Origin of the sequence: Hydrotalea flava (assembly GCF_001623405.1) — a bacterium.
Classification (GTDB): Bacteria; Bacteroidota; Bacteroidia; order Chitinophagales; family Chitinophagaceae; genus Hydrotalea; species Hydrotalea flava.
In genome coordinates, this window is the sequence record NZ_LUHG01000109.1 from 1 (window position 1) to 13120 (window position 13120).

General features: G+C 35.8%; 11 protein-coding genes and 1 pseudogene. 10 read left to right on the forward strand and 2 right to left on the reverse strand.

Features of this window, described 5'->3' with window-relative positions; translation table 11 throughout:
* Window positions 1-370, reverse strand: a pseudogene (locus A0F92_RS14590) (catalase/peroxidase HPI); the annotation flags it as partial.
* Between the two features lie 588 nt (window positions 371-958).
* On the opposite strand from A0F92_RS14590, the gene A0F92_RS14600 reads away from it, so the two are divergent.
* The 9 genes from A0F92_RS14600 (at window position 959) to A0F92_RS14640 (ending at window position 11823) form a co-directional block, all read left to right on the forward strand.
* The gene (locus tag A0F92_RS14600; RefSeq protein WP_068247892.1) at window positions 959-1600 is read left to right on the forward strand and encodes a hypothetical protein; all 642 of its coding nucleotides are present in this window, start codon (window positions 959-961) and stop codon (window positions 1598-1600) included.
* A gap of 133 nt (window positions 1601-1733) precedes the next feature.
* The gene (gene uvrB / locus A0F92_RS14605; RefSeq protein ID WP_068247894.1) at window positions 1734-3779 is read left to right on the forward strand and encodes an excinuclease ABC subunit UvrB; all 2046 of its coding nucleotides are present in this window, start codon (window positions 1734-1736) and stop codon (window positions 3777-3779) included.
* Window positions 3780-4004: 225 nt separating this feature from the next.
* Entirely contained in the window at window positions 4005-5966 is a 1962-nt protein-coding gene (locus A0F92_RS14610) for a histidine kinase dimerization/phosphoacceptor domain -containing protein (RefSeq protein ID WP_068247897.1), read from the forward strand.
* Window positions 5959-6576 carry a response regulator gene (locus A0F92_RS14615; protein ID WP_068247900.1) on the forward strand — a complete coding sequence of 206 codons (618 nt, stop codon included), beginning with the start codon at window positions 5959-5961 and terminating at the stop codon, window positions 6574-6576. The genes A0F92_RS14610 and A0F92_RS14615 overlap by 8 nt, the downstream gene beginning before the upstream one ends.
* A 597-nt stretch (window positions 6577-7173) precedes the next feature.
* A complete protein-coding gene (locus A0F92_RS14620; RefSeq protein WP_068247903.1) occupies window positions 7174-7800 on the forward strand; it encodes a response regulator in 627 nt (208 codons plus the stop codon).
* Between the two features lie 194 nt (window positions 7801-7994).
* Window positions 7995-9275 (forward strand): chloride channel protein, encoded by a 1281-nt coding sequence (locus A0F92_RS14625; protein ID WP_068247906.1) that lies wholly within the window; start codon window positions 7995-7997, stop codon window positions 9273-9275.
* 169 nt (window positions 9276-9444) lie between these two features.
* Window positions 9445-10185, forward strand: a complete 741-nt coding sequence (locus A0F92_RS14630) for a ParA family protein (RefSeq protein ID WP_068247909.1) — start codon at window positions 9445-9447, stop codon at window positions 10183-10185.
* A 15-nt stretch (window positions 10186-10200) separates the two neighbouring features.
* Window positions 10201-10932: an esterase family protein gene (locus A0F92_RS14635; protein ID WP_068247912.1), complete on the forward strand. Its 732-nt coding sequence runs from the start codon at window positions 10201-10203 to the stop codon at window positions 10930-10932.
* A 102-nt stretch (window positions 10933-11034) separates the two neighbouring features.
* Entirely contained in the window at window positions 11035-11823 is a 789-nt protein-coding gene (locus A0F92_RS14640) for a carboxypeptidase-like regulatory domain-containing protein (RefSeq protein WP_167517125.1), read from the forward strand.
* A 58-nt stretch (window positions 11824-11881) separates the two neighbouring features.
* On the opposite strand, the gene A0F92_RS14645 is transcribed toward A0F92_RS14640, so the two are convergent.
* Complete coding sequence (locus A0F92_RS14645; RefSeq protein ID WP_068247915.1) at window positions 11882-12313, reverse strand: MerC domain-containing protein; 432 nt, start codon at window positions 12311-12313, stop codon at window positions 11882-11884.
* Window positions 12314-12703: 390 nt separating this feature from the next.
* Between A0F92_RS14645 and A0F92_RS16105 the strand changes: the two genes are divergently transcribed.
* Window positions 12704-12910, forward strand: coding sequence for a DUF2442 domain-containing protein (locus tag A0F92_RS16105; RefSeq protein ID WP_394330972.1), 207 nt, complete (start codon window positions 12704-12706; stop codon window positions 12908-12910).
* Window positions 12911-13120 lie beyond the last annotated feature (210 nt).

Here is a 13120-nt window from a genome sequence, read left to right on the forward strand (position 1 = left end):
CCCCTCCGCGGCCATCGTGAATACGATATGTGCCGGCACTATGCCAGGCCATGCGAATAAAGAACGGACCATAATGGCCATAATCGGCTGGCCACCAGTCCTGAGAGGTGGTCATCAGCTCGAAAATATCTTTTTTTACTGCAGCTAAATCGAGTGTTTTAAATTCCTCTGCATACTTATACTTATCACCCATAGGGTTGGAGTGGGAAGAATGCTGGCGGAGAATATTTAGTTTCAACTGGTTAGGCCACCAGTCATGAATACTGGTGCCACCACCTGCACCTTTCTTCAGCATTCCATTGGTAAAGGGACATTTGGATTCACCATTCATTTTGTGTGTTGCTGTTTCGTGATTTGTGATATTTTCCATTTTTAATCGTTTTCAGTGTTTAGAAAAACCAAATTTACAACAATCAGAAAATAATTTTTATTTATAACCTTTATGTGACTATAGACAATATCTATAATTATGCCTGTGTGCCAACATTTTTAATGGTATATAAAATTTCATTATTGTCCGACAAAACTTAACTAAAAAATTGCTGTAATCCTTGTTGTAAAGGATTACAGGCTAAAAAATGGTTGTTTCAAAATTGGAGGGTGTCCCCCATCTTTTGAAATCGGCTGAAATAGGGTTCTGTAAAGGGTTTGAACCATTATTGTTACAATTTTAGTCGGACAACAATGATAAAATTTAAAAAATCAAGTATCACAATCATTCACCTTATCTACAATGAATTATTTTTTGTAAACTTGTATTTGCATGATGCAACGAATGGTGTATTTTTTTTCATAGCAAGTCAGTTAACAAAAAAAGCAGATGTCGATCTCAATTCAAAAAAGTTTAAAACAACATTATATTGAAAAAGCATTATGTAATTCTCCTATTTTTAACCATTTTCATCGCAACAGGGGTAATTTGCTTTGTACTTGAACTTATACTCTACAATTATTTGAAATGAAACTAAATCAATTGATAGTTGTAATTGCCTTGTGTGTGGCATTTACCAATTGCAAGATTGCAAACAAACAGATAGTTGGAAAATATATTGACACCAGCTTTGGCGATTCGCTCAATATTCGTAATGATCATTCTTATGAATATATTGAAAAGCTGTACCATAATAAGTTGGGTTTGACATTGGGTTCATGGCATAACCGGCATCGTAAAATTTTTTTTCAATGTGATCATAAACCATTGGTGGGGTATAGAATAAAGATTCGGCCGGACAGCACCATACAAAATTTTCAAATAAAATTTTTATTGGCCGACAAAGAAGACCCTATTTATATTGAAGCAGTGAGCCTGTTTAAAAACAACGCTATTTTAAATGACATAAATTTTTCTAAATCAAAAAATGTTGTACAAATTTTTACCCCTGATTTTGATTCAATGATTGTACAAACCTACAACTTTATTGCTTTACACATTCCAAACACATTGAATCAAAAACACGGCTATATTGCCAGAATTTATCCTGTAGAAAGGTTGTATGAATTAGATAAAGTTCCATTCAGAATTCGAAGAAAAACATTAACCTACACCAGTACAAAAGAATATGAAAACATCCGTTTAAATTTTAAAAAGCTGGAGGATTAATGGTTCAATTCGTTTTATTTCACCTGCTATTACTGCACTATTTTTTTATCCATATTGCTTTTCAAAAAAATTTCATTCTTACATCTACCTGAACAAAAATGCTTTTTCTTAAGGCTTTGCAGTAATTTGCAACATGCCTTTTCAGTTAAATGCACCTTATCAACCCAGCGGCGATCAGCCTGAAGCCATTCAACAATTGGTAAATGGTTTGCATGCCGGAGAAAATTATCAAACCTTACTGGGTGTTACCGGTAGCGGTAAAACATTTACCATTGCCAATGTTATTCAACAAGTGCAACGCCCTACGTTGGTGCTAACACACAATAAAACATTAGTAGCACAGTTATATGGTGAGTTTAAACAATTTTTCCCAAATAATGCCGTAGGATATTTTGTAAGTTATTATGATTATTACCAACCGGAAGCTTATATGCCGGTAAGTGATACTTATATTGAAAAAGATTTAAGCATTAATGAGGAGTTAGATAAACTGCGCTTACAGGCAACCGCGCAACTGCTAACCGGAAGGAGAGATATTATAGTTGTAGCCAGTGTTAGTTGCATATATGGCATGGGCAACCCAACCGATTATGAAAATGGTATTATTCGTATTCAGCAAGGTCAGGTAATTTCTCGTCAAGGCTTTTTACATGCTTTGGTCAATGCATTATATAGCCGTTCGCAGGTTGAATTTAGCAGAGGAACTTTCCGTGTAAAAGGCGATACCGTTGATATCAATTTACCCTACGCCGATTATGGTTACCGGGTTTGTTTTTTGGGCGATGAAATTGAAACCATTGAAAGTCTGGATTTGATTTCCGGAAAAAGAATAGGCACATTGGAAAATGCAGCCATCTTCCCGGCAAATTTATACCTGGCACCAAAAGATATTTTGCAACAGGTAATTTATGAAATTCAGGATGAGATGCGGGAGCAGGTAGAATATTTTAACCGTATTGGTAAGTTTATTGAAGCACAACGTATTAAAGAGCGGGTAGAGTATGATCTGGAAATGGTACGTGAACTGGGTTATTGTAATGGTATTGAAAACTATTCTCGTTTTTTTGATCGTCGTCAACCCGGTACCCGTCCGTTTTGCTTATTAGATTATTTCCCTAAAGATTTTTTATGTGTTATTGATGAAAGCCACCAAACCATTCCACAAATAGCAGGCATGTATGGAGGCGACAGAAGCAGGAAACTTGTGTTGGTAGAATATGGTTTTCGTTTACCCAGCGCTTTAGATAACCGCCCATTGAATTTTCATGAATTTGAAAGTTTAATTGGACAAACCATTTTTGTAAGTGCTACCCCAGGAGAGTATGAGCTGGAAAAGACGGGCGGTGTAGTAATTGAACAAGTGGTGCGGCCTACAGGTTTATTAGACCCACCCATTGAAGTACGCCCATCTGTTAACCAGATTGATGATTTATTAGATGAAATTGATAAGCGTGTACGCAAAGGCGACCGCGTTTTGGTAACTACCCTTACCAAGCGCATGGCTGAGGAAATGGATAAATACCTGCATCGCATTAACATCAAATCAAAATATATTCACAGTGATGTAGATACATTAGACCGTGTTGAAATACTCCGGCAACTGCGCCTCGGAGAAATTGATGTTTTGGTAGGTGTAAACTTATTACGGGAAGGGCTTGACTTACCGGAAGTTTCTTTGGTAGCAATATTAGATGCAGATAAAGAAGGCTTTTTACGTAACGAAAAATCATTAACACAAACAGCAGGTCGTGCAGCCAGAAATGTAGACGGGCTGGTAATTTTTTATGCAGACAAGATTACCGAAAGCATGCAACGCACCATTGATGAAACCAACCGCAGAAGAGAAAAACAAATTGCCTACAATATTGAACACAATATTACCCCCACCACCATAAAAAAATCAATTGCGCAAATTATGCAGCAAACAGCTGTTTTGGATATTAAGAATGAAGAAAATACAGGTACAGATGATGCAGCTCAGTTGAACACATTAGTAGCTGCAGAAGCTGAAGTTACTTATCAAACCATTCCACAAATGGAGAAAGCCATTCAGCAAATCAAAAAACAAATGGAAAAAGCAGCCAGAGATTTAGAGTTTATTGAAGCCGCCCATCTGCGCGATAAAATGTTTGCTTTACAGGAACAATTAGAAACATTAAAAAATGCAAAAACCCAATAGCAGGTAACTTTTGTATTATTTAAAATACGCCTCACCTTTCAAAAAAAATATTTTTTTAACATTCAAACGCGGCAGATAAGCTTATTTTAAAATACCAAGGCAACTTTTTTTTAAATCGCTATTCAAAACATTCATCTGGCAGCCCTTCTATTTTTTCTTTTTCCGAATAAAATAGAGTATATTGTTTAGTACAATCACTTGCCTATATACCTTTATTTTTGAATAATGAAGTCATTTGCTGCTTTTGTACTTTTTACCTTCGCCTTTACCATCCATTCATTTGGCCAGTTACCCACTTTAGATTCACTGGAAGAAATGGTCTATAATGGCACTACAGACAGTATTAAAATAGAAGGATTGTACAAATTATGCTTTAGCTATCTTTCCATTGACCCTCAAAAAGCTGTTTTATATGGCGAAGAAGCTTTATTACTTTGCAATAAATTGCCCAATGAATTATTACAGGCCAAAGTATTTAATAATCTGGCGCAGGCCTATGATTTACAACATGAATTTTACAAATCAAGATTTTTATTACAAAAAGCCATTTACATTAATTTAAAACACAATGATGAAGCAGGATTGGGCAATGCACAAAATAATATGGCACTTTCTTATTATTTGGAAGGGCGTTTAGACAGTGCATTGTTTTGGCATTTCAGAGCATTGGAAACCCGCAATAAATTAGACAATAAATTACAGGTAGCAGACAGTTATAATAATATTGGTATACTGTATAGTCTTACCAAAAGTTACACGAATGCCATTTATTACCTGAATGAAGCTTTACAGATTTATACTGATAAAAAAGATACCGACGATTTGGCCAATATTTACAGTAACATGGCCGATGTATACCAACGCCAAAAAAAATACGATAGTGCCATTTATTTTCTAAACAAATCTATCCGTTTTGCAGAAAAAGCTTCGTCACCCAACCTGTTACACAACGCCTATTTAAACATGGGTTTCTGTTACAATGGAAAAAATCAGTACAACCGCGCCCTGGGCTATTTTAATAAAATTGCCGTTATACCAAATATCAATAAAGATGTAACCGTTTATTCCTATTTGCTGGTAGGTTTAGGCGAAGCTTATTTGGGCAAAAAAGAATATCCCATTGCCATTAATTATGCGGAACAGGGCTTACACCTGCCTTCAGTGGGCGACAACAATAAGATAGAACTCAACTCCTATTTCTACAAAATACTAACCGACGCCTATGAAGCTACTGGCGATTCTGAAAAAGCACTGGTTTATTATAAAGCCTACAAAGAAAATGCAGACTCATTAAGAACAGAAGAAAATATACGAAACATCAATGATTTATCTGCAAAATACGAATCCAAACAAAAAGACCAGCAAATTGAAATTTTGAATAAAAACAATGAGCTAAAGAGCTTGGCGTTGAAAGACAAAAAAAATATTATTATTTTTTACAGTATTGGTTTAATTATGCTTACTTTCAGTTTAGGTACCATCTTAATATTGTATCACAACAAAGAAAAACTAAATAATGAGTTGGCCCATAAAAATACCATCATTACCCAATCACTGGCTGATAAAGAGGTACTGTTAAAAGAAATACACCATCGTGTAAAAAACAACCTTCAGGTAATTAGCAGCCTGTTAAACCTGCAAAGCAAAACCATACAGGACGAAAAAGCCGTTGCAGCCATTAAAGAAGCCAGAGACCGAGTAAAAGCAATGGCATTGATCCATCAAAATTTATATGTTGAAGGAAATTTTGCCGGCATAAATATGCAGGAATATATTGAAAAGTTAACCACCAATCTGTTTAACTCTTATAAAGTAAATGAAGGGCAATTTCACCTCAACATGCAAATAGACCCGGTTCAGTTAGAAATAGACAACTTGATACCCATTGGGCTTATTTTAAATGAACTTATCAGCAATGCTTTAAAATATGCATTTGAGGGTAGGGATTCCGGACATCTTTGGGTTTCACTGCACACGTGGCAGGATAAATTAATTTTACAGGTAAAAGATGATGGTGTTGGGCTTGCCGATGATTTTCAACACCACCAATTCACTACAATGGGTTATCAGTTAATACATTCATTTATTCAAAAATTGAAAGCAGAATTGTATATTGACGGCACAAAAGGAACCACGGTAACCCTTATCATTCCTTCGTACAAAAAAGCAACTGCTGTATATGAGTGAAATTAAAATATTAATTATTGAAGATGAGCCGCTGATTGCTGCTGATATTGCACAATGCCTAACCAATCTTGATTTTTGTGTATCCGGTATTGCCTATAATACCTCTGATGCCTTACAGGAATTAGAAACCAATTTACCCGATGCTATTTTATTGGATATTAATTTGCATGAAGAAAGAGATGGCATTGATCTGGCTGTAGTAATTAATACCAAATACAAATTACCCTTTGTATTCCTTACCTCACATGCCGACAGGCTTACTTTGGAACGTGCCATTAAAACCATACCTGCGGGCTATATTGTAAAACCCTTCGATGAAAAAGATGTACTGGTAAATCTGGAAATTGCCCTGCACAACCATGCGCAGCAACACAATGCCGCCTACCCCATACTTTCACTGAAAGCCATTAACAGGCATTTGGTAAAACCCATGAGTGAACGGGAATTTGAAATTTTAAATGCCATTTATGATGGTAAAACCAACCAGCAAATGGCAGAAGCGTTTTATTTATCTGTGAATACCATTAAAACACATATTGCCAATATATATGGCAAACTGGAAGTTACTTCCCGCACTGCTGCCATTGCCAAATTGCGCAACTGGCTGTAGGTAATTGCAATAAAAAACTGCATAAATGTGGTTGAAAAAAACTGCTTTGAAATGATTGCCATTTTATGCCAATAAAATTTAGCCGCAGCCTACTTTCCTACTTTGCAACTATTTGCCATTTATGGATTATAAAGCTGCTTTATGACATCATATTCTTCCAATTCTATTAGAAAAAATCATACTAATGGGTGAAGTGGCGATTGGTTAAAAAACCTCAAATTTGCTGTATTGAATTACAGAATGTTTTCTGGGTTAGGGGGTTAAAAACGTTTTGGTTTTTCATAGGATATAGGATTTATGGGCGTCCCTGGAAAGGGACGCCATTTTTTTGATGTACTTTTAATACCACCCTTTGTAATCATTTTAACCTGCACTTTGTAGTATCAAAAAAAAAGTCTATCTTACCAGTAGCATAATCTTTCAGGGTGGTTTTTCATGAAGTAGATATATTTGCAACAAGTCCATTAAAAAAGAAAAAAACGGATTGAATAAATACCTATGAAATGAACCATAAAACTTTCTTGCGATTGCATTGCTCAGCAAAGAAAATTTTATGTGTGAATTTTATATTGAAAACTTAGAAAATAAAATATTCACATGAAAATAATTTTAGCCGACGACCACAATGTGTTGAGAAAAGGGTTAATCATGATATTGGAAAAATCTTTCCCTTCTGCAGAAATAGAAGAGGTTTCAGACGGGACCGATTTAATTAAAAAAGTGATGAAACAAAAGTGGGATATCATAATTTCTGATATTTCCATGCCTGGGTTATTGGGTATAGATGCCATTAAACAAGTTAAAGATATTAGTCCGCACATACCCATTCTGGTGCTCAGTACCCATGCGCCTGAACAATATGCACTTAGGGCCATACGTGCCGGCGCCTCCGGCTATTTAACCAAAGAAAGCGCCCCCGAAGAATTGGTAACAGCCATTAATACATTATTAAGAGGAAAAAAATACATTACCCCGGAAGTAGCTGAAATATTGGCTGAAGCTTATGGCGATGATTTTGAAAAAGCACCACACGAACAACTTTCAGATCGTGAATTTCAGGTTTTACAGCTCATTATTAAAGGAAAAACAATTTCAGAAATATCTGAGGCCCTATCACTTAGCGTAAATACCATTAGTACATATAAGGCACGTATTCTAAGTAAAATGCATGTTCACAACAATGCAGAACTGATTAAATATGCTATTGAAAATAATTTGTTGTAACCTGCCCTTCAATAATTTCAGCATTGCAATAATTGTTTCTTCATCAATTGCAGTTTGATGTGCAGCCTGTATTTAACCGGATTATTAGCATTTTAACAAATACCTGCATCACTTATATTTAATTTTGCAATCAATTTGGTACATGTATCTGGTTTACCAATCTGTTGAAATGTATTCATTAAATTCTTCACTGCATGCGTTATAATATTATACTCATTTCCTATTTAAAATTATTGATTACTACCATAATTGTATCGTTACTTTCTATATTACTGGCCGATTCTTTAAAAATGATTACTGGACACTATGAAACACAAATTTTTAAAAATGCAAGTCATTTTAAGTTCGCTTTCTTCATTTTACCTTCGGTTGGCATTACACTAATTTATTTTTTAAGAAAATACCTTTTTAAAGGCAAACAAAACAAAGGCATTAAAGAAATTTATACGACCATTTCCAATAGAAAAAATGAATTGCCCACCTATAAAATCCCCTCGCATTATTTCAATGGTTTTTTAACAGTTATTTTTGGCGGATCTACCGGTGTAGAAGTATCTACCGTGGTGGCAACTGCAGCAGTGGGTGCCACTGCACACAAAAAGGGCAGTATTGCAAATATTTATAAAACCGAGTTAATAACTGCAGGTGTTGCGGCAGGTATCGCCACTTTATTTGGCAGCCCTTTGGCAGGATTTCTGTTTGCGATTGAGATAATAGCAAGAAAGATTTCAAAAACCATAGTATTGAGTAGTGGTATTGCAGCCGGTGTTTCCTGGTTCATGTTGCAAGCCATGGAAGGAGAAAAATTATTTAAATTTTCTGTGGCCGGATGGAAAATGGAAGCCATCCCCTATTTTGTTTTACTGAGCATTATTTCCGGCTTTGTGGCGGTGTATTTTACCAAGTTGGTCATTTTTACCAAGGCACGTTTCGCAAAAATCAATAATAATTTTATCCGTGTGAATGTGGGTGCCATTTTGGTAGGTATTGCCATCCTGTTTTTTCCTCAATTATATGGTGATAGTTATCATGCTTTACCTGCGTTAATCAACAAAGCCAATGAAACAGCTTTTTCCATCACTTTTGCCTGTATACTTCTGACCATTGTGCTTTTAAAACCGTTGGTCGCCTCTTTAACATTGGGTGCCGGCGGCGATGGTGGTGTATTTGCACCCAGTATTGTAACCGGTGCTGTTCTGGGTATGTTGGTGGCCTTGGTATTGAATCACTACTTTAGTCTACATCTTATTGTCATTAATTTTGCATTGGTAGGTGCTGCTGCTATGCTCAGTGCTGCAATTGATGCACCGCTCACCTCACTGTTTTTAACCTGTGGTTTGGTAGCAGGCGGCTATAGCCTCTTTATCCCTATTCTTTTGGGTAGTTTTATAGCAAAATATGCCGCACAATGGATTTGTGGTTACACTGTATACAGCTATCAATCACCTGCGCAGACACATAAAAGAGTTGCATAAAATTATATAACCTGATTGGCATCCCATTCTGACTCCCATCTTCAGCATCTTTGGCTAATTTCGTCAGTATAATTTTATCACAAATCATGCTTTCATTTTTCCGGCCATTTTTTTGCAAAAAAAGTGTATAGAATATTTCATGCATTCAAATGTTTTGTATATTTAAGGTATGGTCACATTAGTATTTTACAATCTGAAAGGAGGTGTTGGCAAAACTGCCGCCGCCGTTAATCTGGCTTATTTAGCTGCTAAGGAAGGTAAAAAAACATTGGTATGGGATTTAGACCCCCAGGGTTCCGCCTCCTTTTACCTTGGTGTTACACCCGGCACAAAAAATGAGTCGAAAAAAATTTTATTGCAGGAAATGGATATTGCCGATGCGGTAATGCCTTCGGCCTATGAACATTTATCGGTAATACCTGCCGATCTTTCTGCCCGTTATGCAGATGTTTTATTGAATGAAATGAAACAGTTTAAAAAGAAATTTGCGGCACTTATTAACAGTTTTAAAAAAGAATATGACCTGGTGGTGATTGACTGCCCGCCGGGATTATCTATTCTGCATGAAGCTATTTTCTTTACGGCCAACTGGATTTTAATGCCCAATATTCCTACCACTTTATCCATTCGCTCATTTGAAACTGTTTTGCAATATTTTAAAGACAATGATTTAAATACCGAAAAAATAAAATGTTTTTTCAGCATGGTAGACCACCGAAAAAATTTGCATCACGAAACCATGAACGAATTTTATAAAGACAAACTGTTCTTAAAAAATTACATTCCTTACCTCAGTGATATTGAAAAAATGGGCATACATCAGGCTCCTTTAGAAACCTATGCAGCCAACACTTATGCAGCCCAGTGTTTTAGAGATGTTTGGAAAGAAATAAAAAGAAACTGCCTGTAAACTGATAATTCCTGTATGGTAAAAGAAATTACGTCGTGGTATAGTCCGGCATTGCAGGAAGAAATGCCCATTGCCGTTTATGGTTATTTTGGATTTGCGGTTTTATTAATACCCACTGCCGCCGCCGATTTTTTGGAATATGAACGCTTTCAGTTAATTGAAGCCCTTTCACCATTTATTTATGCCGGAAAAATTAAAGTATTCAGTATCAATAGCATGAATAAACAAAGTTGGATGAATGATGAAATGGAACCAGCCCACAAAGCCATTCGCCAAAATCAGTTCAATGAATATGTACACAATGAAGTGGTGCCTTATATTCGGAACCACACCAGTGCCAATACACATATTTTTACCTGTGGTGCCAGTTTTGGTGCCCTGCATGCCATGAATTTATTTTTAAAAAGACCTGATATCATTAATGGAGCCATTAGCATGAGTGGCGTATATGATTTAACAGAATATACAAAAGGTTATTGGGATGAGCAAGTGTATTATAACAGCCCTATTCATTACATACCCAATCTGGCTGATCACTGGTATTTAGATAAAATTAAAGCCAGCCATCATATTCATATTTATTCTGGTGCCGGTGCACATGAAGACCCCGAGTCTGGAAAAAGATTCTCGAAAGTTTTATGGGATAAAGGTATTTGGAACGATTTGGAAATATGGGGGCCCGATGTGGTACATGACTGGCCAACCTGGCGCAATATGCTGCCTTATATTATAGAAAATAAATTTTAACGAGGCTGTTTTAAAAAAATCTTCAAATAACATGTTAATTCCTGCTTAAAGCAGCGCTGCTTTATAGATTTGGCTTTAATATTACAGCACCAATTGAACAGTTTGACTAAATATTTTTACTTACTTACCATATTATTTTTTTGTGGAATAGCCGAATTGCATGGCCAGCAACCCGCTAAAGCTTTTCCGATACGTGGTACTGTTTATGATATTTCTGCCAGAAGGCCTATAGAAGCAGTGGCTGTAATTACCTCTTCCGGCAGGGGTACACTTACCGATTCGCTGGGGCATTACAGTATAATGGTCAATCCACATGACTCTATCTGGTTTTCATTACTGAATAAAACCACCATGAAATATCCGGTTGATACCATTTCTAATACAGACGCATTCAATATTCAAATTTTTCTAAACGCATATAATTTGCCCGATGTAAGTGTTCGGAATCGTAATTATCGATTAGATTCAATTCAAAACAGACAGGACTATGCCAAAATTTTTAACTTTAGAAAACCAGGCCTTCGTTTAAGTGATGGACCATCGGGTTATAACCCAGGCAGTGTTACTGTAGGTTTAGATTTAGATGAAATTATTAACCTTTTTCGCCGCAAACGCAATCAAAGTATAGAATCATTACAACGCAGATTAATTCAGCAGGAACAGGATGCCTATATTGACCATCGTTTCAATAAGGGTTTTGTAAAAAAAATTACTGGGCTTTCTTCTCCGCAATTAGACAGTTTTATGGTTAAATACAGGCCTGATTATGATATTTTAAAAATGCTGAACGATCTGGAATTTGGATATTATATTGAACAATGTTACCGCCAATACATGAACCGTTTGGGATTAGACAAATATTATTTTAGAAAAGAAGATACTCCCTTTTAAAGCCTGACAAGGCTCATGCAATTTTAAATGGCTGCTTTATTCAAAAATTCAATGAATTTTATACTGCTTTTTGATGCAAATGATCTGTTGGTACCATTACTTTTGCAGCATCATTGGCACTGGCCGAACGGTAACTGCAGGTTCTATTGTTTAACAAATGCCCATATACAATTAAAATAACCGCCGGTATTAATAAAACAATTTCCCAGTGATGCCATATTTGCTTTGCCAGCAAGAACAGAATGCCTGCCGAGAAAATAATGAGCGGCTTTAATTGATGGTGCTTGTATAAATAGCCCCTTAGCAGTGAAAAAGCCCCAATTACAAATGCTAAAAAAATCATGAAGAATTCAAAAGCCCGGTTGTGAATAATTTCTATTCCAAACAGAGGTAAACTGGTTAATACAATGGGTAATAAAGCGCAATGAATGGCACAGGCTACCGAAGTAACAATGCCCAACATGTCCCAGTTTACCTTTTTGAATTGCATACTGCAAAGATAATATAATGCAACTTTGTTGCAAAAAAAATATTTCAAAGAAGGATATAAAATCTGGTAAAATCTGTCCAACAAATTCAGTAAACTTGCATAGTATGCCTACTGTCCTTTACATTTTTGGTTGGCAACTTTTTTCTACTTTAACGAGGGGGAATGAACCCATTCATATTCATGCAGAAAAAGGTGAAATGGAATGTAAATTTTGGTGTTGAGTTGATCAGGTTGAAATAAAAGAAGCTTTCGCACATAATTATGACACCGTCAGCAAATAGAGAAATTAAAAAAATTATCTACCAGCACTTCGATCTGATTGTAGATACCTGGAACCAATACTTTAAAAATTAGTGCCATGATTGCAATGCATACCATACAGGAAAGGACATCACGTTCGATGAAACATCAATGTTTATCAGTATTGATGGGAAACAACTAAAAATATCGTTGGAAAAAATATCACCTAAATTAAAATCAGCCAACAATCTTCAAAGAAATTTTTATCAGGTATCACCTTCCGGGTATGGTATTCATTGGCCACTTATTGATGAGGATTTATCAATAGAAGCAATTCTTAAAACATACGGGAACTAATTGCATACTGCTTTGCTGTAACCTTTTCATTTGCAGTAATAAATTTTAAGTAATTCTTGAATAATTGAGTAATTTCTTCTCCATTTTCCTGTTTTCCTCACTGGGACACCCTAAAAGTTGAATATTTTAGCCAGGATTCGATGTTCTTCTGTTAGTATTAGTTTTTTTCTGATGATTTGTTTAGATGTAGGTAACATAATTTCAATTTCA

Bases quoted from the DNA above. Each gene is read 5' to 3' on its own strand.
- A0F92_RS14600 (WP_068247892.1), top strand. From the start codon at position 959: ATGAAACTAAATCAATTGATAGTTGTAATTGCCTTGTGTGTGGCATTT.
- uvrB (WP_068247894.1), top strand. From the start codon at position 1,734: ATGCCTTTTCAGTTAAATGCACCTTATCAACCCAGCGGCGATCAGCCT.
- A0F92_RS14610 (WP_068247897.1), top strand. From the start codon at position 4,005: ATGAAGTCATTTGCTGCTTTTGTACTTTTTACCTTCGCCTTTACCATC.
- A0F92_RS14615 (WP_068247900.1), top strand. From the start codon at position 5,959: ATGAGTGAAATTAAAATATTAATTATTGAAGATGAGCCGCTGATTGCT.
- A0F92_RS14620 (WP_068247903.1), top strand. From the start codon at position 7,174: ATGAAAATAATTTTAGCCGACGACCACAATGTGTTGAGAAAAGGGTTA.
- A0F92_RS14625 (WP_068247906.1), top strand. From the start codon at position 7,995: ATGCGTTATAATATTATACTCATTTCCTATTTAAAATTATTGATTACT.
- A0F92_RS14630 (WP_068247909.1), top strand. From the start codon at position 9,445: ATGGTCACATTAGTATTTTACAATCTGAAAGGAGGTGTTGGCAAAACT.
- A0F92_RS14635 (WP_068247912.1), top strand. From the start codon at position 10,201: ATGGTAAAAGAAATTACGTCGTGGTATAGTCCGGCATTGCAGGAAGAA.
- A0F92_RS14645 (WP_068247915.1), bottom strand. From the start codon at position 12,313: ATGCAATTCAAAAAGGTAAACTGGGACATGTTGGGCATTGTTACTTCG.